Here is a 20,560-nt window from a genome sequence, read left to right as displayed (position 1 = left end):
CATCGGGCGATACACCACGGGGAGAGGTCACACAGTGGCCTTCTCCGGTCCGCATCAACGGTGTTGGGGTGGGGGGTGTTGGGGTGATCGCCAAGAACGGATGATGATCATCCTGTCCATGCCACTCAGCCACGAGCAAGGGCAATTTTCGGTCGTCCGGACGGGGGCGGTGAACCAGGTGTATGCGGCCGTGAATTGAGCTGTTCACGAAGGGGAACGGGCCCTGAAGCTGCTCTTGTGCGGGGCGCGGGAGCTATTGGCGCGGACTTGCAGGAAACCCCCTAGAGTTTCTGGAACTCCGCAGGTGGCTTGATCCGGCCGTCGGGCACGGAGCCTTTCCTCTTCCCGTCGGCAGCCTGGTCCGGCTTCTCCCGGATGACTGCCTTGATGTGGCGTTTCCCGCAATTGGTCCCGATTGCCACGGGACGAGCAGGACTTGTCCTCGGCGGGCACATCCGGCCGGGTGCGGGGGCAGGCGGAGAGGTACGGCCCGTACCGCCCGGTCGGCAGGTACGGGCCGACGGTCCCGCTCCGCATCATCCGCGAGTTGCACTCGTGTCACACGAAACGATCCACCGGATCGGGCCCCGCCACGAGGGCGGAACCCGCAGATCGATCACGACCCGAAACGCGCCTCAATAGGCGTTGTTGATCCACCAGGACTGGTAACCGGAGTTCTTCGACGGATCGTTGCACGGGTAACCGCGAACGCCGTACTCGGACTCGTCGAGGCAGTTCCACGGGGCGTTGATGCCGTTGCGCAGCACCTGGATGGTGGAGCCGGCACTGGTGGTGAAGAACTCCAGCGCCCACTTCTGGTAGCCGTTGGCGAAGCTGGGGTTGTTGCAGTCGTAGGTGCGCAGGCCGAAGTCGGAGGACCAGTCGAGGCAGCGGCCGGTGTTGACGTTCCGGAGCTGGCCGTAGCCGGAGGACCAGTTGGTGACGCGCCAGCGCTGCCAGCCGCCGTCGACGCTGTTCTGGTTGCACTCGTAGGTGCGCAGGCCGAAGTCGTTGGAGTCGTCGAGGCAGCCGCCCGACCAGTGCGAGCCGATGATGTAGTCGTGTCCGACCTGCCAGCCGTAGGCGGTACCGCCGTCGGCGTGGGCAGCGGTGGCGCCGGTCATGCTGACGCCGCCGGCGACCGCCAGCGCGGCGGCTGCTCTTGCGAGGCGCATTCTGAGCTTGTTGACCATGGTGCCCTCCTCTGTGAAGGCAGGGGCCCGCGCTGACGAGCCGGACCCCGCATCCGATCGCGCCCGAACCTTCCCACTGGCAGGAACGCGCTACAAGAGCATGAGCACGTCATGTTCCGGAATCGGGGGCTCGGCCGCCGACACCGATGCAAGGGCTGATACGAGGGCGTTCATCTCGCAGGTGTACTCGCAGGAGAGCCAGGGCAGTGGCTCTCAGCCGCCGCGCCGTACCCGGGCCGCCTTGCGGGCCTCGGCGAGCATACGGGCCTCGCTTGCCTTGCGGGACTTGCCGCCGGACTTGCCGCCGTTGCCGCGGGAAGCGTCCTTGCTGCTGCCCAGGCCGCGGAAGGGGACGTTGGTGTTCTTGGCCCGGGGTGCGGCGGGCCCGCCGTCGAGCGGGATGCCGGAGGGGGCCTTGGCCCCGGTGATCCGGCTCAGCTCCGCCTCACCCGAGCGCACCTTGGTGACCGTCGGCTCGATGCCTGCCTCGGCCATCAGCCTGCTCATCTCGCGGCGCTGGGCCGACAGGACCAGCGTGACGACGATGCCGGACCGACCGGCCCGGGCGGTGCGGCCCGCGCGGTGCAGATAGTCCTTGGGGTCGGTGGGCGGGTCGACGTTCACCACGAGATCGAGGTCGTCGACGTGCAGACCACGGGCCGCGACATTGGTCGCCACCAGAACGGTGATCTGGCCGTTCTTGAACTGCGCGAGGGTCCGCGTGCGCTGCGGCTGGGACTTGCCACTGTGCAGGGCCGCGGCGTGCACTCCACTGGCCCGCAGGTGCCGGGTGAGCAGGTCGACGGCGTGCTTGGTGTCCAGGAACAGCAGCACGCGGCCGTCACGGGCGGCGATCTCCGTGGTGACGGCGTACCGGTCGGGGCCGTGGACGACCAGCACATGGTGGTCCATCGTCGTGACCGCGCCCGCGGACGGGTCGACCGAGTGGACGACCGGGTCGCGGAGGTAGCGGTGGACCAGCTGGTCGACGTCGCGGTCCAGGGTGGCCGAGAACAGCATCCGCTGGCCATCGGCATGCACCTGGTCGAGCACCTCGGTGACCTGCGGCAGGAAGCCCATGTCGCACATCTGGTCGGCCTCGTCGAGAACGGTGATCCGCACGCGTCCCAGGCGGCAGGCCTTGCGCTCGATGAGGTCGTGCAGGCGGCCGGGGGTGGCGACGACGACCTCGGCACCATCGCGCAGCGCCGCGGCCTGCCGGCCGATCGACATGCCGCCGACGACCGTGGCCATCCGCAGCCGGAGTGCGTCGGCATACGGCGCGAGCGCCTCGGTGACCTGCTGGGCCAGCTCCCGGGTGGGCACCAGGACCAGGGCGAGGGGCTGCTTCGGCTCCGCGCGCCGCCCGGCCGTCCGTGCGAGCAGCGGCAGGCCGAAGGCGAGCGTCTTGCCCGATCCCGTGCGCCCGCGCCCCAGGACGTCACGTCCCGCGAGAGCATCGGGCAGCGTGGCTGCCTGGATCGGGAAGGGCTCGCGCACGCCGCGCTCGGTGAGCGTCCGCAGAATTTCGGCCGGCAGGTCCATGTCGGCGAAGGCGGCCGGGGACACCGTCGGGGTGGGGGTCACCGGCCGGGCGAGGTCGCCGTGCGAGGTGCCGAAGCGGTCCGGGTGGTCCAGGTGGTCCATGACGAGCCTTCCGCAGGGAGAACGTACCGAGGAAGGCCCGGCAAGTATGAGCAGCCGACGAACAAGGGGCACCGCGTGGACGGAGCCGCCAGCTGTTACAGCCGTCCAAACGTTTGAGGCTAACACACAGTGATATTCCGGCCCCCAGGACTGTCATGCGCCGGGAGCATGGGGCCTGGGGGTGTTGCCGGCTGGTTCGGCGTCCCCGTCCCGGATGTCACGCGGGGCGCTGTCTTACGACGCAGCCCGGTCTCGATCGCGTCGATGATCGCGGGGCGCAGGTGCGCCGCGCTGATGATCCTGTCGACGGAGCCGACCTCGACGGCTCGCTGGATGGTGTGGATCCCGTCGAACTCGGCGGCGACCTCGCTGAGCTTCTCCGCCCGGACGGCCGCGGTGACCTCGGCCAGTTCGACGTTCAGCGCGGCGCGGTCGGCAGTGTCGGCGGCGGCCGCCTCCTCCCGGAGCGCGGCGACGCGGGGGTCGGCTGCGCTGCGTTTGCGGACCTCGCCGGAGAAGACGACCGCGGCGGCGGGGGCGCCGCCGAGCACCGAGGCGAACGAGCCCTCGACGGCGAGGATCGTCATGCTCGGGTTGAGCGCCTTGGAGAACACGGCGAACGTGCCGCCGTGGCAGCGGGAGACGATGCAGAACACGATCGGGCCGTCGAAGTTGACGACCGCCCGGCCGATCTCGGCGCCGTACTCCAGCTGGAGCTTGCGCATCGACTCCGGGGAGCCGTCGAACCCGGACATGTTCGCCAGGACCACGAGCGGCCGGTTGCCGGAGGCGGCGTTGATCGCCCGCGCCGTCTTCTTCGACGACATGGGGAACAGGGTGCCGGCGGTGTAGGTGTCCGGGCCGTCGGTGGGTGGGAGGCCGCGCCGGGGTACGGCGTGGGACTCGACGCCGAGCAGGCAGGCCGGGTGTCCGCCGATGCGGGCGTCCTGGACCACGGAGGTCTCGGCGTCGGCCATGCCCGCCCACCGCTCGAGGACGGGATGGTCCTGGTCGGCGACGGCCCGCATCATGGTGCGGATGTCGAACGGTTTCTTGCGGTCCGGGTTGGACGCGTCGGAGAAGATCTCGCCGATGGTGGCGAAGTCGCTGTTGTCGGCCGGGTGCGGGTAGGCGCGGATGTCCCGGTCGGCCGGGTCGGTCGTCGGGGCCCGGCGCGGCGCCCGCTCGCCGGGCGCGATGTAGGCGTGGTCGTAGTGGGTCATGAGGAGCGCGGCCGCGGCGGTGAGGTTCGGCGCCCAGTACTGGGCCTGGCCGTTGGGTCCCATGATCCGGTCGTGGCCGCCGATGCCGAAGTTGTCCTCGGCGGACACGCCGCCGGAGAAGTCGAGGGACTGCTTGCCGGTGAGGACCATCGCCGAGTCCGGGGTCATGACCAGGATGCCCTTGGTGTGCATGAGCATCGTCGCCTCGGCGTTCCAGTACGGCTGGCCGCCGACGGTGATCCCGGCGATGACGATGTTGATCTCGCCGCCCTCCTGGGTGAACTCGACGATCCGCTTGAGCGCGGCGGCGACCCAGTCCATGTTCTCCGAGCCCGAGGTCATGGAGATCTTCGCGCCGGCGGACATGGCGAACCACTCGATCGGGACCCGCATCTCCTCGGCCAGGTCGAGGGCGGCGATGACGCGGGCGCACTCGGGCTCGGACAGGGAGCCGAGGGACTTCGTCGGGTCGCCGAGCAGCGCCACGCGGGTGACGCCCTCGGGGTACACGGCGGTGGGCGTGGTGACGATGCCGGCGACGATGCCCGCGGTGTTGTTCCCCTTCGGCCGGGCTGCCGGGACGAGTCGCCTGCGCCTGGTGCCGGCCCAGGCGGCCTCGCCGGGCTCGAGGTCGTACTCGGTGAACGTGCCCTTGTCCCCGGCGAGCAGGCCGATGAGCTCGTAGGGGTAGACGGTGCCGCGGCGGGCCGCGGACAGGACCTTCTGCCGGTAGCCGTCCAGCGGCAGGATCGCGTCGGTCGGCGGCGGGCCCGTGTGCAGCACCGGGGCGCCCTGCGGGTCGGCGGTGATCCGCAGGGACGTCTCGGCCGGTTCCCCGGTCGCCTGGCGCTGCCGGACGACGAACTGGACCTCTTCCAGGCCGGCGCCGGACACGGACGGGCGGAGCCGGCGGATGAGCGGGGCCAGTTCCTGCGCGCTGAAGTCGCTGGAGGGCCACACGTACATGATGATCCGGTTGGTCCCTGTCTCCGTGCCGCCCGGCCGCTGTGACCCGGCGGCGCGGATCGCGTCGCAGCAGGCGGCGAGGGTGTTCTCCACCTCGGGCAGGGCGACGAGCCGGCCGTCGGCGTCGCGCAGCGGGGTCAGGTCCCGGACCTGGCCCATCGCAATCAGCCGCTCGTCCCTGCCGTCGCTCTTCGCGACGGCCCGCAGCAGGTGCAGGTCCTCGTCCACGGACGGCAGCCGGGTGAGGCTGAACTCGCGGAGCCGGCCGAGCTGCAGCCGCTCGGCGATCTGCGGGTGCAGGCCGCGGACCGGCCGGTCCTCGACCAGGCGGCCGCCGTCGCCGGGCCGGAAGGTGAAGTGATGCTGCATGACGGGGCCGGCGACCGTGACGGTGATCCGGACGACCCCGGCGGGCGCCGGCCGCGCCGCAACGGCGCTGGTGACCGCCGCAGCGATCTCGTCGGCGGCGGGCCGGCCGGCCCAGGCGACGTAGATGTCGGCGGCCAGGCCGCCGCCGGGCGCCCGGCCGGAGAGGGTCCCGGTGGCCGCGACCGCGTCCGGCAGGCCGACGATGTCCGTGGTGGTGGCCGCGACCCGGGTCACGGCGCCGGCCTGTCCTGCCGCGAGGGTGCCGGCGTGCTCCACGGTGACGAACCGGTGCCCGGCGATGCCGACGGTGGTGACGTCCGTCAGAGGCCGGTTGCCGTAGTGGCTGCGGGTCAGGACCTCCAGCAGCGGCGCGTGATCCAGGCCGGGCCGGCCGGCACCCGCCAGGCGCGTGGAGCGGATGATCCGCTGCCCGAGCAGCCGGACGAGGGGCCCGGGGCCGGCGGCCATCGCCCGGATGCGGTCGCCGCGGTCGGCGGCGGCCGGGTTCGCGTCGAGGTGGCGCAGGTCCGCGCGGACCGCGGCGTACACGCGGGCCCGGCTGCGGCGCAGCACCGGCTGGGTGAACCAGCGGAACACGACGCCGCGGGCGAGGCCGGACACCGCGGGGAACCGTGCCCGGGTTGCCTCGATGAGGTGTTCCAGGGCCAGGCGCGCCTGCTCCCGGGTGGGCTCGGCGGGCGGTGCGCTCGCCTGCCACTGCCGCAGCAGCTCGGAGACGATCACGGCGCCGTCGGCCATCCGCTGCTGCGCGAGGAAGATCCGGAAGACCGCCGTCTCCAGCTCCGGCGTCCGGTCCGGCCCGGTGACACCGTAGTGGGCCAGGACCCGGCGCAGCCGGGCCCGGACCTCCTCGGGAACCCCGGCGCGGTCCGCGTCGAGGCTGCCCAGGTAGGCATGGAAGTACTCGCGCGGGCTGTGCAGGAAGCGCGCGGGGCCCGCCGCGGCCGGGTCCGGGCCCGCGGCCCCCGCACGGCGGACCGGCCGGTTCCGGCCCAGCTCCGACAGGTCGGCGAAGACGGTGAGCAGGTCCAGTTCCGCGGGGACGAGCTCGTCGCCCAGTTCGGCGCGGGCCTCCAGGTATCCGGCGCGCAGGAGCTTGCGGTCGTCGGCGTCGCCGTCGAAGCCGAGCAGCAGGCCGCGCAGATCCCGCAGGCACGCGCCGGCCAGGTCCGCGGCCGAGCCGCTGCCCGCCACCGCAGGCAGGTCGATGGCCTGCTCCCCCGCATCTACGGCGCCGGTGACCGCCGCGCCGTCGCCGGACGCGCCGTCCTGATCGGGCAGTTGCTCCAGGTGCAGCAGCGGCGTACCGGACGCGACCTGGGTGCCGGCCGACACCGGGCACTCGCGGACCAGGGCACGGAACGGGGCCCGCAGCACCGTCTCCATCTTCATCGATTCCAGCACCAGGACCGGGTCGCCCTCGGCGACCTCGTCCCCGGCAGCGACCGGGGTCGCGATCACCAGGGCCGGGGCGGGCGAGCGGACCACGCCGCCCTCGGCGCGGCTGACCCCGTGCGCGACGCCGTCGACCTCGACCAGGTGCACGGGCCCGTGCAGGGAGGCCGTCAGCCGGAACCGCTGCCCGTTGACGGTGATGGCGCCGCTGTAGCCGTCGAAACGCTCGAGCACGGCGTCGGCCACGGCGATGTCGCCGCCGGCCGCGATCCCGACCCGGAACCGGTCCGGGCCGCGACGCGCGACCCGGACCCGGTAGGAGACGTCGCGGAGCTTGTAGTCGACGGCCTGCCCGGGGTCGTGGCGGACGTGCGGCCGCCCGCCGCGGGCGGCGGCCAGCAGGGCCTGCCGGCCGGCCGCCTCCTCGTCCTCGTAGGCCCTGACGGCCGCGGCGACGAGGGCGACGCCGGAGTGCTCGCGGGCGGCCAGGCGGCCCTGTGCGCGGACCCGGTCGATCCAGCCGGTGTCGGCCCAGCCGCCCTCGCCGTTGCCGTCGGTGACCTCGGGCTGGTCCAGCAGGTCCAGGACGAAGCTCTTGTTGGTGGCGCCGCCCTCGATGACGACGCTGGTCCCGGTCATGGCGCGGCGCAGCCGGGCCAGGGCCTCGTCCCGGTCGCGGCCGTAGGCGATGACCTTCGCGATCATCGAGTCGAAGTCCGCGGGGATCGTGTCGCCCTCCCTGACGCCGGTGTCGACGCGTATCCCCGGCCCGGCCGGCAGGACCAGGCGGGCGATGCGGCCGGGAGCGGGCGCGAAGTCGCGGTCCGGGTCCTCGGCGTTCAGCCGTGCCTCGACGGCGTGCCCGGCCTCGGCGGGCCGCTCCCCGGAAAGGCGCCCGCCGGACGCGACGTGCAGCTGCATCCGCACCAGGTCGGTGCCGGTGGTCAGTTCGGTGACGGGATGCTCGACCTGCAGGCGGGTGTTCACCTCGAGGAACGCGAACTGCTTGTCGTCCGGGTGGTAGAGGAACTCCACGGTCGCGGCACCCCGGTAGCCGACCGAGAGGACGAGCCGCTCCGCGGACGCCTTGAGGTCCGTGACCTGCTCCGCGGACAGCAGCGGGGAGGCGGACTCCTCGATGACCTTCTGGTTGCGGCGCTGCACCGAGCAGTCCCGCACGCCCAGGGCCCAGGCCGTGCCCCGGCCGTCCGCGATGACCTGGACCTCGACGTGCCGCGCACCGGTCACGAGCCGCTCGAGGAAGACCGTGCCGTTGCCGAACGCCCGTAACGCCTCGGAACGGGTCCGCTGCAACGCCTCGGTGAGGTCGGCGGGCGAGGTGATGACCCGGATGCCGCGACCGCCGCCGCCGGCGGTCGCCTTGAGCATCAGCGGGTAGCCGATCCGCTCTGCCGCCCGGTGCGCCTCCTCCAGGGTGGCGACCGGGCCGCGGCTCCACGGGGCGACCGGAACGCCGGCCTTCTCGGCGATCAGCTTCGCGCCGATCTTGTCGCCCAGCTTGCGCATGGCCTCCGCGGACGGGCCGACGAACGTGACCCCTGCCTTCTCGCACAGCTCCGCGAACGCCGGGTCCTCCGCGACGAAGCCCCAGCCCGGCCATGCCGCGTCCGCACCCGACTCCGCCAGGGCCCGCTCCAGCACCGCCAGGTCGAGATAGGGGCGGTCCGCGGCCGCGCCGAGGCAGACCGACCGGTCGGCCTCCCGCACGAACGCGGCACCGCGGTCCGCGTCGGTGTACAGCGCGACCGTCTCAGTGACCTTCCCGGTCTGCGCGGACAGGTCACGGACCGCGTGGATCAGCCGCATTGCGGCCTCCCCGCGATTGACAATGGCAATACGTCTGAACACCGGCCAGGTCTCCTTCTGATGATTCATGCGGCGCCGGAAATGCCGTGCGACAGCGTCAGGAAATGCCCTGGCGGCGCTCGAAGACGCCGAACTTCCACTCGATGTTGTAGCCGCGGCCCGTGGCGGCCGGCCCGGCGGAAATCTCCGGGAAGACGTGTTCGCGCACGATATGGCGAATGACCGCCTCCCGCGTCGCCCGGTCGGTGATCTCGGCGAGGTATTCCGCCTGATTCGACGGGACGAGAGCGGTCGCCAGGTTTTCCTCGGCAAGCAGTTCGAAAGTCTGACTGGTCGTGATGCCGGTCATGAACTGCTCAAGAGCCGCGACAACGCCTTCGATGGACTGCGGCGTGGGCAGAATCCGGCGGTCCGCACGCTCCTGGGCGTTCGGGTTTCCGGCCGCACGCGCACGGACAACAGCCTCGCGCAACGGTGTCGGGAGAGCGGACGGGTCGGCTGCGTCCAGCGCATTCAGCCAGTGCTGTCGGAGCAGCCGGTTGGGGTCGTGGAAAAGAACGGAATTCCTGGTGGCGGGCGCGAGGTCGGGCGCGTTGAAGACCAGTTTGCCGCCGGGCGCCAGCACGTCCGCGATCGAGGCGGCCGCGTGCCGCATCGGGCCCTGACGGAGCAGGTGGAACACCATGTTGGCCATCACCACGTCGACGTGGTCGCCGTTCATGACGTCGAGGAGACCACGGAATCCCCCGTCGTCTCCGCGCAGCGAGTGGAACCTGGCCCACGGGACGTCCTTCAGGAGTTCGTGGCCCTGGGCGAACCATCCGGTCGGCAGGTCGACCAGGTGGAGCTCGAAGCCGATGCCGCGGCCGGCGAGGCGTTCGGGCAGGTCCTGCGCGATGCAGATCTTGGAGAGTTCGATCGACGCCAGGCCGGTGCCCGCCCCGTAGTCCAGGACTCGGATGACGTCGCCCCTGCCGGCCTGCTCGGCGCGCGCGTTGATCGCGGTCATGACGTCGCGGACCACGACTCCGGTTGCTCCGGAGGACCACCTGCGGGGCTGGGACAAGTCGCCGTCCCAGTAGAGCAGTTCGTGCAGGCCGCGGCCGTCGTCCAGATCGGAACCCGGTTCCGGGCGCCAGTCCCCCGCCCGCACGGTCGTCGCAAGGTCCGGTCCGGTTACCGCGGTCGCCCGGAGCTGCCGGTTCCGGCCGGCCGGCTGGATGACCTCCAGGGGGTTGGGCTGCGCGCACACCAAGTGGTTGGCCGAGACCGCGACGAAAGGCCGCGTGGCCGGGTGGCGGCGTTCGAGGTGGCTCACCGCGGACAGGCCGGCTCGACGGCAGCAGTCCATGAACGTCGAGTACTCCACCGGATACCGGTGTGACAGGCCGCGGTAGGCATCGAAGGCGACCGAGTGCAGCGTGCCGAGATGCCGGGACGCGACGTGCGGAGGCACGCAGTGCGCCTCGAGGAGCACCATGCCGTGCTTGCCGATGTGCGGCTTCCAGCGCTCCAGATGCGCGACGAGATCCGCCTCGACCGCGGCGGCCGACAGCGGCGTGCCGTCGGGCGCCACATACGCGCCGGACGCCGAGCCGGGGGCATCGGACGGCGATCCGCCGTGGTAGGTCCGCTCGTGATCGGTGAACGCGCGGATGTGCAGGCCGTCCTCCATCGACAGCCCGTGCTCGGCCAGTTGCGCCCGCAGTTCCAGGGGCGACGCGACGTCGCCGAGCAGGAGCAGCGGGTCGGGTACGCCGGCAGCCTGCAGTTTCTGCCGGGCGTCGTCGAGGGCAACCGGGCTGGCGTCGATCCCGATGTAACGGACGCTGTCGCCGAACAGGGAGTGCAGGTGGACGAGCCAACTGCCGTCCCCGCACCCCATGTCGGCGATGAACGCCGGAGGCCGGCCGTAGGCGAACATCTCCTGGAAGACGGGGTCCGCATCAGCGAAGTACCGGCGATGAGCGGCCGAGCCGGCCCGCGCCATGAGCGTGCGCTCGCCATGCCACTGGTCACCGCCGGGGCTTACCACGAGCTCGCCGCGCAGTAGCTCTTCCAGACGGGCCAGCAGGGGAAGGCAGGAGCCCGCCAGGGCGAAGTGATCGCTGAAGTCCCGGAAGGCCCGGCCTTTCGGGGTCCAGTGGCACTCGGTGTCGACCCAGCCGAGCAAGGAGAGGAGACGTTTGACGTCCTGCGGGATTCCGTCGCTGCCTTCGCGGGCGCGGAACAGCAGCATTGCCGGTACTGCCAGCGCTCCTTCCAGAAAGGCTCCTGCGAGCTCGTCCTGCTCGTTGCCGGCGTGCCGTTCCTCCAAGCGCCTGACCGCGGCCGAGAAGGCATCCGAGGTCTCGGCGTCCCACGGGGTCTGCCACGCGTCGGGTGTGCTGCCGGCGAACCGGGCGAGTAACCGGCCTGCCTGTACGAGGTCGTCGCGATGGCGCAGGGCAGCCCGCCCGGACGGCGTCCACCCTGCCGGCTCGGCGTCGCCGTCGAACCAGCCGACGCTCGCGAGGGAGCGCCGGACCACGCCCAGGTAGCCGGTTTCGGGGAGGCCGCAGTCCTTGCCGGGGCCGGCTTCCAGCAGGTCGAGCGAGGCGAGCGCGCGGATGACCGAGGAGATGACCACGCCATCCTGGTAGAGGAAATGACGACGGCGCGCATAGGCACGGTAATCCGCCGGCGCCTCGGCGCCGGTTGTCGGGAACGTAGTGGTTATCGTCGTCTCAGAAGGCACTGCATACCCCTTTAACCATCCGTGGTCAGCCGACAACGCGAGCCTGGTAGCCGCATCGGGTCTTCTGCCTGGTGCGTCGGTCAGCGGGAAGGGCTGGCCGAAATCCCCCGTTCGCAATCCCGTCGGTCGCGTTGGAGGGCGTTGAGCGGGGACAGCGGACGAGCGTTCCTGCGGCTGCTCCTCAACTGATCGAAAAATCAACTCTCTTGTCGTGTGGACGGAAACGCTAACGACGAGGTTGGGGGGAGATGAGGCTTTGGCGGCACAACTAGTGAAAGGACTAGAGAATCGAGTACTGCGGCGATTCCGGTAACAGGACGTCCGAGAACCGGATGCCGCGCAGCGGTCCGCACCCGTGGCCTGCGCATCGAAGAGCCCGACGACCTGCGCGAAGGGCTGCGCGCTGTACGGCACCCGTGCGTCGCCGGCCCGGACGGCGGCGCGCTCTGGCAGAGCCGGGCCGGCAGCGGCGCCTGCCTGCACATGCCGTGGACCAAGCTCACCGTCTGCTCAGGCGGCGACATTTCGCACGAGGTGCTGGCAGTGCTGCTGGCCGCCGCCGGCCGGACGGTGTCGCCGCCGCTGCTCGTGGACGCCGTCTGGGACGAGGGCGACCGGCCGTCCCGTCCGGAGCACTCGGTCCGTACCCATGTGTGGCGGCTGCGCCGGGCGTTGGCCCGGCACACCGCCGAGCCGTTGCTCGTCACCGTCGGCGACGGCAGGAGCGGGGGGTACGCGCTGCGCGTCCCCGCCCACACCGTGGACGTCCGGTCCTTCGAGCGCGCCGCTGCCCGGGCCGAGGAGATCCGGGCCTCCGGCGGCACCGCCGGGCAGGCCCGTGAGGTCCTCACCGGCGCGCTGGAGCTGTGGACGGGCGAGCCGCTGGCCGGGCTCCACGGACCGCACGCCCGGACCCTGCGCGCCCGCCTCCAGCAGGCGCGGCTGTCCCTGCTGGAGGCCCGGCTCGGCCTCGCCGCCGAGCTCGGCGACCGGCCCCGCCTGGCCGCCGAAGCGGGCGCCCTGGTCCTGGAGTTCCCCGCTGGCGAGCGGCTGCGCGCGGTGCAGATGCCGGCACTGTACCGCGCGGGCCGCCAGGCCGAGGCGCTGGGCGTCCACGAGGACACCCGGCGCTACCTCGGCACCGCGCCCGGTGCCGAACTGGTCGCGCTGCACCAGCGGATCCTGTGCTCCGACCCCACCCTGCGACTGCCCGAGGACAGCGGATGCCGGCCCCGCACAACACCCGGTTCGGGCGGCGCCTTCCCCTCCCCCGTCCCCGGCTTCACCGGGCGCGACGAGCAACTCCGGGATCTGACCGGGATGCTGACCAGGAAGGAAGCCTCGGCCGTCGTCGTCTCGGCGACCAACGGCATGGCAGGCGTCGGCAAGACCACGCTCGCCGTGTACACCGCGCACGGGCTCGGCGACGACGCGTTCCCGGACGGGCGCCTGTACGTCGACCTGCGCGGCGCCGACGCCGAACCCCTGCAGCCGCACCACGTACTGGAGGGATTCCTGCAGGAGCTGGGCGTCGCCGACGAAAACGTCCCCGACGACGCCGAAGAACGCGTCGCGCTCTACCGCACCCTGCCGGCCGACCGCCGGATGCACCTGCTGCTGGACAACGCGGCCTCCTGCGAACAGCTCAGACCGCTCCTCCCCCGCGCCGCCGACTGTGCCGTCCTGGTGAGCAGCCGAGCCTGGCTCACCGGACTTGCCGGGGCGCGCCACCTGCGGCTGGACATCATGCCGCCCGAGGACGCCCTGCGCCTGCTGCGGCGCGCCATCGGCAACCGCGCCGTGGACGCGGAACCGGAGGCCGCCGTCGCGCTCGTGGCCACCTGCGGACACCTGCCGCTCGCCCTGCGGATCGTCGCCTCCCGTCTGGCGGCCGAACCCGGCCGGCCCCTGGCCGACCTGGTCCGGCGGCTGGCAGACGAACGCCGGCGCCTGGACGAACTGCGCACCGGCGACACCGCCGTGGACGCCGCCTTCGAGCTCTCCTACGCCACCCTCACCCCCGAACAGGCCAGCGCCTTCCGGCTGTTGGCCGTCCCGGACGTCCCCGACCTCGCCCTGCCGAGCCCGGCCGCCCTGCTGGGGCTGGGCGCCGACGAGGCGGAGGAGCTCCTCGAATCCCTCGTCGAACTCAACCTGCTGGAGTCGCACCGCCTGGACCGCTACCAGTTCCACGACCTCGTCCGCGCCTTCGCCCGGACCCGGGGCGCCCGCGAGGCCCCCCGGCACGACGACCCGCGCCCTCGTCGGCCTGCTGGACTTCTGCCTGGCCACCGCCCGCAACACCGACACGGTCGCGCACTCCGCCGAGCCGGGCGAGCGCACGCTCATCGACGCCGTACCGGCCTCCCCCGGGATCGCCTTCGCCACCGCCCGGGAGGCCACCGACTGGATGCGCGAGGAGACCGTCCTGCAACGCCCGGGTGCTGCGCCTGTGCGGGAACGGTACGAGGCGCTGCGCAGGGCCGACGCCGCGCTGCCGCTCTTCCGCACCCTGAACGTGTCCTCCTTCGAGGCCGCGTCGGGCAACCTGATCGCCGAACTCCACGCCGAGGAGGAGCGGTACGCACTCGCGGCGCAGACCGCCGAGACGCTCCTGCCGCTCGCCCGCAAGGTCAGCGCGATGCTGGAGGGTGGTCTGCTCCGGACGCCCGGCCGCAGCCTCGTCTGGACGAGCCCCTGGTGCGGCGCGCGGATGCCGTGGACGCTCCGGGGGCTCGGGCGGCGCGTCGGGACGCGCCCGGTCAGGGGCCGGTGTCCCCCGGGTGGGAGCAGAGCCCGCCTTGGTAGTTGCTGTCGTACCAGGCGCCGGTGGCGTCGAGGTCCAGGTTGGTGCGTCCTGGCCCCACGCAGCGGTGGTAGTCGGCCCGCGGCCACCGCTTGACCTGGATCCACACATTGGTGTTCGTGGCGCAGTGCTCGTAGTAGGCCCGTTCACCGTTCTGGCTCTCGTTCCAGCCGCACCCCTGGATCCGCTCGGCGGCGGCCGTTGCCGGGGTGACCGTAGAGCAGGCGAGGGCGCCGGCCAGGGCCACGGCCGCGAGGCCGAGCCGGGGTGCGCGCCGAAGCGCTGTGGTGGCAAGTGATCCACGGAGTTTCATCGTCGTCTCCTTCGCCGGAGGGTGGTACCGGGACCGGCCCGGCACCGCTGCTGACGACGCCAGAGTGGCCTGGCGGGAACCGTGCCGCCAACTGTTTCGACGGTGACCAAAATAGGCGGAACAGCCTTGCCGGGGATCAAACATTCGTCCCCTTCTCGGGTGCGGCGACGGACGGGCCGTAGTACTTCTAGGGAGTCCTGGAGACTCGTCCGTTCTTCCCTGGAGCCATCGATGACCGTTCGTCGTGTCGTGCCCAACGTCCAGTCAGAGACTGTGCAAGAGAGCCGTGAGTTCTATGGCCTGCTGGGTTTCGAGCAGGTCATGAACCACGGCTGGATCATGACGATGGCCTCCCCGTCCAGTCCGGCGGCGCAAGTGAGCTTCACGGCCGGCGACAAGACCGCCCCGGTCACTCCCGACATGAGTGTTGAAGTGGACGACGTGGATGCGGCCTACGCAGCCATGCGAGGCAGCGGTGCAGAGATCCTTCATCCCCTGCAGGATGAAGAGTGGGGGGTGCGGAGGTTCTTCGTTCGCGATCCCAATGGCCGGGTGATCAACGTGCTGGGCCACCGCTGACAGCGCCGCGCCCAAGCGGGGCCCCAGGAGCTGTGGCGCCCGGGGCTCCGGTCCGGGCGAGGGGATGGTGCAGCGCCCTCTCGGCAAGTTCCTCAACGGAGAGTGACATAGCCGATTCCGTCCTCGATATTTCTTCGGTCGCTTACGGCCGCCCCCTCGGCGAACGGGTACTGAGCGTCACAGCGAGCAACCCCCATTGCGTTTAACACTCAACAGAAATTTGTGTTCAACGCTCAACCGATCGGACTCCGACGCGCTTTGCATACCGATCGGACGACGGCACGGCGCATCAACTTACAACGGACTCGATTCACAAGCCACTTAGCGTTGCGTGGCGTAACTCACAGCAGAGCCGGGGACCTCAGCACAGGATTGGCGCGTTGTCACCTCACGCGCCGGCCGAGGCACCATGGAAATTGACGTGCAACGCGATTCCTGAGCTATCGTCATCACGATCCGGGCAGACCTCCGAAGCGGAGTTCCGGCTTCCCTTTCCGAGAGACCCGTGCCCCGACCAACCATCAGGACAATGCGAACCATGTGCATCACTGCCCACGACCTCCGGGCATCCATTCAGGAGGCATTCGACGGCAGGATTCCGTTCGTTCTCCCGTTGCGCAGGCTCGGGATTTCCGAGCAGCCTGATTCACGCCACAGCCAGCTGTATGCGGACCGTCCCGTCGGCCTCTCCTCCGTGGATCTGGAGGGACTGGAAATCACCGGCCGGGCCGCGCTCTTCGAAGCCTGTGCCCCCACGCCGGTCCGCATCCGCTTCACCGAGGATTCCGACGGACGCATCTCGGCCGTGACACTGTCCGCGGACGGCGACATCGGTCCGCCGCCGACCGTGCGTCATCCTGCCCTGGACGAGGCACTGCATGCCATACCCGGGCTCGGGGAATACCGCGCCACGCGGCTGACGGTGTCCTGCGACATCAGCCGGCAGATCAACACCGTGTCGTACGGGATCGTCGCGGATCTCGACGGGCCCGCCCAAGGCTGTCAGGTCCGGGCCACCGTTCGGTGCGTGGAGGAAACAGGGCGCACGGAGCAGGTCAGCGCAACTGCGGACATCACACTTCCCGGGCACGGGACCGAACCGGGCCCCGGATTCTCCGAGTTCGCCGGCTGGGCAGGCGCAGATGCGGCCCGTTTCGGTGGTTCGCTGGACGCATTCGCCGTCCGGTCCCTTGCCTTCGGCTATTCCTCGCACCCGAACGCTTTCACGTTCAGGCTGTCCGGAGAACTCGGCCTCTTCGGTGTCTCCGGCACGGCGACGGTCGAGATCCGGTCAGTCGCATCGGATGCCGGCACGGAACGGACCGTATCCGTCTCCGGCGCACTGAGCGTCCCCGTCCAAGCGGGTGAGGGTGCACGGAATCTCGTCCTCAGTCTCGCCTATGCGCACGAAGAGACCGACACGCTGACGGTCTCGGGACGATTCGCCGACGCCCCGGCATTCGACGGCCTCGACGGCGTCGCGCACCTGCCGTTCGTACCTTCCGAGCCGAAGCTCATGGCCGAGCTCCCGGAAGGGCTGGCCGATATCGTCCGGCACATTTCGGTGAACGGACTGTCGGCCTGCTTCGACCTGTCCACCATGTCCCTGGCCGCCATAGGGCTCGACATCGCCGTCAAGGGTGAGTGGGAGCTGGTGCCCGGGCTGCTCGCTCTCGAAGAGATCGACCTGTGGTTCCTGCTCGGATTCGGGAAGGGCGCCCGGCGGTCCCAGGGCGGGCTGACGGCACGCGGCCGCCTGCCGGGCGGCTTGGAGGCCATCGCCTCGGCCACCTTCCCCGACCCCGTGGTCCGTCTCGTGGTGGAACCGGACGCGCTCCGCGACCGCGAGGTCGGCGAGTTCGGACCGCTCCGCCTCGACGGCGGGGGCGTCCGGCTCCGCGAGGCGCAGGCGGAGTACGCGGTGCGCGACGGCTCCTTCCTCGCCGCCTTCGCGCTGGAGTCGGAGATCCACGTCCCCGACCCGCGGCCGGGCAGCGACCGCTCCCCGATCACTCTGACCGGGGCGGAACTGCGGCTCTCGGGCAGCAAGGGCGAACCCGTACAGGCCCTCATCGCCGCACGCATGGATATCGGCAGTGCCCACGCGGAGGTCAGCGCCCGCCACGAACAGGATCGCTGGATCCTCGACGCGCGGCTCACGCACGCGGACTTCGGCGAGCTCAGCGACTGGCTGCACGACGAATTCGGCATCACGGCCCCCGAGGCGCTCGCGGGGCTGCGCCTGGACCGCGCGGAGTTGTCCTACGAGCCGGGGCCGGAGTGCCGGTTGAGCCTCGCGTGTGACGGCTCCGTACTCCTCTTCGGCCACGAAGCGGTGTTCTCCACGACCATCGACCTCACGGATCGGGAGGCGTCGTTCGACGGAACCCTGCGCATCGGCCTCGTCTCCCCCGACGGGGAACCGCACCCGATGGAAATGCGCGCGCATTTCCGCAAGGGGGACGGCGCCTGGGAGATCCGGGCGAGTTGGCGCGACCCCGGCGGGATTCCCCTGGCCTGGCTCCTGCCCGATGCGCTGGATTCCGGCATTCCCTCGGCGAGCCGGATGCGCATCGACGAGGTTGCACTCACCTATGACGCCGCCACGGGGTCCTGCGTCCTCGGGCTGAGCGCGGGCGGCTTCTCGCTCGTGGCGGTCGACCAACGCGTACGCAACCAGAACCCGCAAGCCCTGAGCACCCTTTGAGGACAACATCCATGCCCCATCAGGAAACGGATGCCACGATCGCGCCGTTCCGCCTCACCGGCTGCTACCAGACCCCCGGCTGGCAGGACTGGACGGCTGACTACGAGGTCAGGGTCGGTGCCGCGCTGGCGCGGTCGCCCCAGGTAGTGGGAGCGGCCCGTAAGACCCTCTCACGGCTTTTCGAGGTCCTCTGGCAGGACTGCGCCCTCAGCAATCCCGAGTTGACCGGGGAGGAGATTGGCCGGAAGGTCGTCAGCGCCTTCTTTCTCGACGACCTCACGTCCGCCGGGCAGACCGGTATCGAGGGTTACGAGCAGCGCATGGAGAGGATCACGTTCCTGCGGAGCGAGCCGTCACGGCGGGATGTGGAGCGCGGTGACTGGAGTTTGCGCGAGGTGATGACGGCCATCTACAACGCCGCGTACTTCCGCTCCAGCATCCTTGCCAAGCGCGGCAAGGAGCCTGTCGCGGACGTCTCGTTCAAGACACTGGTCCACAGGCTCTGGCTTTCCACGGAGGCGCCCCGCAGAGAGCGTGTGCAACGGGCTCGCGAACTCGGCCTCAACACCCGTCACCTGGACCCGTACGCGCACTTTCTCGCCGGGGACGGGCAGCTCCTGGTGCAGCGTGCCGCCACCGCGTTGACCCCGTTCGGCTACAACTTCGCCCGGGACGTCTACGCCCTGGGCTGCATGTCCTTCTACTCCGGTGCGGCCGATACGTACGAGATCGCGCAGAGCCAAGCGGCCCGGCAGGCCCGTACAGATCTCAACTCGGCCGAGCGCAAGCAGAACAGGGCGCACTGGGAACGGCTGGCCCTGCCGCTCTCCGCCGCGGAACGGGCGTTCCTCGCCACCGACGAGGATTCCTTCCTGACCCTCGAAGGCTTCGACGTCGAGGAATTTCCGGTCGACCAGATACTCAAGGACGCCTTCGGCCATCCCGACGAAGACGCGACGCGGGAGAAGCTGAGACAGGAAAAGGGCGTCCTCGACGTCCAGTTCCACTACGACTACGGCAGTCCGCGCAATCCGGTGAACGACCAGTACCCCGTCGTGAAGGTGCTGAAGGTGGTCGCCCGGCAGGTCGTCGCACACCGCCTCCGGCTGGGTGATCTGCGCGGCACCACGCTCTCCGGCCCCGAGTTCCCGCTCCCCTGGGCATCCGGCTGGGCCTACTACGACATCGACCCCGGCAGCCGCTGGTACCGGTCCGTGACGGCCAAGGGGTTTCCGGTGGCCACGGGCGTGTCCGGCACCACCGCCCGCATGCTGGCCACCTTCGGCTGGCTGAACGTCCCGGGGTGCCGACCGCGCGATTTCCTGTACGCCCTCATGGGCTGGATGCTGCCTGCCCGGGACCACTCCTTGTACGAGATCCTGCGCGGCGCCGGGATGGCGCTGCTGACTCCGCGACACGAGCGGAACGAGGTGGGGCCGGAAGGCTTCACCATGCGGCAGCGGACGCTGCTGGGACCGGACCACCGTGCGGAAGAGGAGTTCCTCGCGGGCCTCACGCCCACGGACGACGTCATACGCACCTATCGCACCTTCCACGAACGGTGTGTACAGGAAATCCTCCAGCCGGCCGACGCCGCACGGCTGTCCCCCGACTCGCTGCCGTACGACTTCTACACCGGCCGCGTGGAGGCAGCCGAACTCCACGAAGCCGACCCCCCTCAGCTCAAGGAAGCACGGGACGTCATCGAGTCGTTCCGCAAAATCTCCGAGCAGTACCGGTCCATGGACGAGGTCTACCAGCAGGGGGACCGGGAGTCCGCCAAGAGCATCACCTGGATCCTTGAATCCGATGCCCGCATCAATCAGGAACGAGACCTCGCGACGCACTGGAAGCTGGTCCAGGATGCCGCGAAGCAGATAGTCGACCGCATACATCCCGCTCATCTGGTCGCGGTGGGCGTCTACACCACCGACAGCCATCAGGCCATGAACTTCCTGCTGGAATTCGAGCAGCGCATGCCCGGTCCCATCACGAGCTGGGTGGACGCACCCGCCCACATGGCCATGCGCAGATGGTTCAAGGCCCTGGTGAAGGCTCATGCGGATGCCGAGCTGAACAATGACTCGAATCCGGATCTGCCGTATGTACTGACCAGAGGAGATGCCTGCGGTGACGCTTTCTCAGACCTCAACAGCGCGCTGAGCGACTGGGGTTGGGCCACGACCGACGAAGACAAGGCCGAGAAACTGCGCGCGGTCAATGAGCGGATAGAGGATTTCTGCCGGATCATCGACCGCCTCCCCATGGACGCAGTGGTCGCCGAGTTGAGAATGCATATCGGCCTGGCGTACGAAGCCCTGGAGAGATTGCCCGGTTACGTCGGAACAGTCCATCGCGGAGACTGGACGCTGTCCGGTGGGAAGGGGTTCCTCGATGCCATCGGAGCGACCTTCGGAACGTACGGACGTCCTGGGTCGAAGGTCACCTTCACCACATTGACGAGTTCCACGCTGGACCGCGGCAAAGCGGTCGACTTCGCGAAGAAGAACACATCGCGGAACGCCGCCCACAGCAAACCGGTGCTGCTCAACCTCGACCTCAGCAAGGGCGAGGGAAGTTTCATCGACCGATTCAGTCGGGCCATCGGAGAAAAGGAGGTGCTGATCAAACCGGGCACCAGACTCCGCGTGACCGCCCGGGAGATGCGGCCGGCGTATCCGAACAGGGACGAGCTCATCGAGGAGATCGATCTCGTATCCGACGACTCCCGCCCCGGGTCGTGGAGCCTGCTGAGTTTCGTGCGCGCGAAGTAACCG

Annotated in this window: 9 protein-coding genes; 4 read left to right on the top strand and 5 right to left on the bottom strand. The window is 70.4% G+C overall.

Features of this window, described 5'->3' with window-relative positions:
* Positions 1-635 precede the first annotated feature (635 nt).
* From ACMATS_RS37215 to ACMATS_RS37200, 4 genes are all read right to left on the bottom strand, one after another.
* Complete coding sequence (locus ACMATS_RS37215) at positions 636-1,193, bottom strand: RICIN domain-containing protein (protein WP_414170555.1); 558 nt, start codon at positions 1,191-1,193, stop codon at positions 636-638.
* A 213-nt stretch (positions 1,194-1,406) separates the two neighbouring features.
* Positions 1,407-2,831 (bottom strand): DEAD/DEAH box helicase, encoded by a 1,425-nt coding sequence (locus ACMATS_RS37210; protein WP_414170865.1) that lies wholly within the window; start codon positions 2,829-2,831, stop codon positions 1,407-1,409.
* Between the two features lie 128 nt (positions 2,832-2,959).
* A complete protein-coding gene (locus tag ACMATS_RS37205; RefSeq protein WP_414170554.1) occupies positions 2,960-8,710 on the bottom strand; it encodes a carboxyl transferase domain-containing protein in 5,751 nt (1,916 codons plus the stop codon).
* A gap of 28 nt (positions 8,711-8,738) precedes the next feature.
* The gene (locus tag ACMATS_RS37200) at positions 8,739-11,414 is read right to left on the bottom strand and encodes a methyltransferase domain-containing protein (RefSeq protein ID WP_414170553.1); all 2,676 of its coding nucleotides are present in this window, start codon (positions 11,412-11,414) and stop codon (positions 8,739-8,741) included.
* Positions 11,415-11,861: 447 nt separating this feature from the next.
* Between ACMATS_RS37200 and ACMATS_RS37195 the strand changes: the two genes are divergently transcribed.
* Positions 11,862-14,186 carry a BTAD domain-containing putative transcriptional regulator gene (locus ACMATS_RS37195; RefSeq protein WP_414170552.1) on the top strand — a complete coding sequence of 775 codons (2,325 nt, stop codon included), beginning with the start codon at positions 11,862-11,864 and terminating at the stop codon, positions 14,184-14,186.
* Here the strand turns inward: ACMATS_RS37195 and ACMATS_RS37190 are convergent.
* Positions 14,141-14,497: a DUF6355 family natural product biosynthesis protein gene (locus tag ACMATS_RS37190; RefSeq protein ID WP_414170551.1), complete on the bottom strand. Its 357-nt coding sequence runs from the start codon at positions 14,495-14,497 to the stop codon at positions 14,141-14,143. The genes ACMATS_RS37195 and ACMATS_RS37190 overlap by 46 nt on opposite strands.
* Before the next feature lie 231 nt (positions 14,498-14,728).
* Here ACMATS_RS37190 and ACMATS_RS37185 point away from each other — a divergent pair, with 231 nt between their 5' ends.
* The 3 genes from ACMATS_RS37185 to ACMATS_RS37175 all read left to right on the top strand — a co-directional run bounded on the left by ACMATS_RS37185 (position 14,729) and on the right by ACMATS_RS37175 (position 20,557).
* A complete protein-coding gene (locus ACMATS_RS37185; protein ID WP_414170550.1) occupies positions 14,729-15,076 on the top strand; it encodes a VOC family protein in 348 nt (115 codons plus the stop codon).
* A 538-nt stretch (positions 15,077-15,614) separates the two neighbouring features.
* The gene (locus ACMATS_RS37180; RefSeq protein ID WP_414170549.1) at positions 15,615-17,783 is read left to right on the top strand and encodes a hypothetical protein; all 2,169 of its coding nucleotides are present in this window, start codon (positions 15,615-15,617) and stop codon (positions 17,781-17,783) included.
* An 11-nt stretch (positions 17,784-17,794) separates the two neighbouring features.
* Complete coding sequence (locus ACMATS_RS37175; protein ID WP_414170548.1) at positions 17,795-20,557, top strand: hypothetical protein; 2,763 nt, start codon at positions 17,795-17,797, stop codon at positions 20,555-20,557.
* Positions 20,558-20,560 lie beyond the last annotated feature (3 nt).

The sequence above is a fragment of the Streptoverticillium reticulum genome (assembly GCF_047456005.1).
In the GTDB taxonomy this organism is placed as follows: Bacteria; Actinomycetota; Actinomycetes; order Streptomycetales; family Streptomycetaceae; genus Streptomyces; species Streptomyces reticulum.
This window is presented reverse-complemented; position numbering and strand designations above follow the sequence as displayed.

Coding starts and splice junctions, on each gene's coding strand:
- ACMATS_RS37215 (WP_414170555.1), bottom strand. CDS start 1,193: ATGGTCAACAAGCTCAGAATGCGCCTCGCAAGAGCAGCCGCCGCGCTG.
- ACMATS_RS37205 (WP_414170554.1), bottom strand. CDS start 8,710: ATGAATCATCAGAAGGAGACCTGGCCGGTGTTCAGACGTATTGCCATT.
- ACMATS_RS37195 (WP_414170552.1), top strand. CDS start 11,862: ATGCCGTGGACCAAGCTCACCGTCTGCTCAGGCGGCGACATTTCGCAC.
- ACMATS_RS37190 (WP_414170551.1), bottom strand. CDS start 14,497: ATGAAACTCCGTGGATCACTTGCCACCACAGCGCTTCGGCGCGCACCC.
- ACMATS_RS37185 (WP_414170550.1), top strand. CDS start 14,729: ATGACCGTTCGTCGTGTCGTGCCCAACGTCCAGTCAGAGACTGTGCAA.
- ACMATS_RS37180 (WP_414170549.1), top strand. CDS start 15,615: ATGTGCATCACTGCCCACGACCTCCGGGCATCCATTCAGGAGGCATTC.
- ACMATS_RS37175 (WP_414170548.1), top strand. CDS start 17,795: ATGCCCCATCAGGAAACGGATGCCACGATCGCGCCGTTCCGCCTCACC.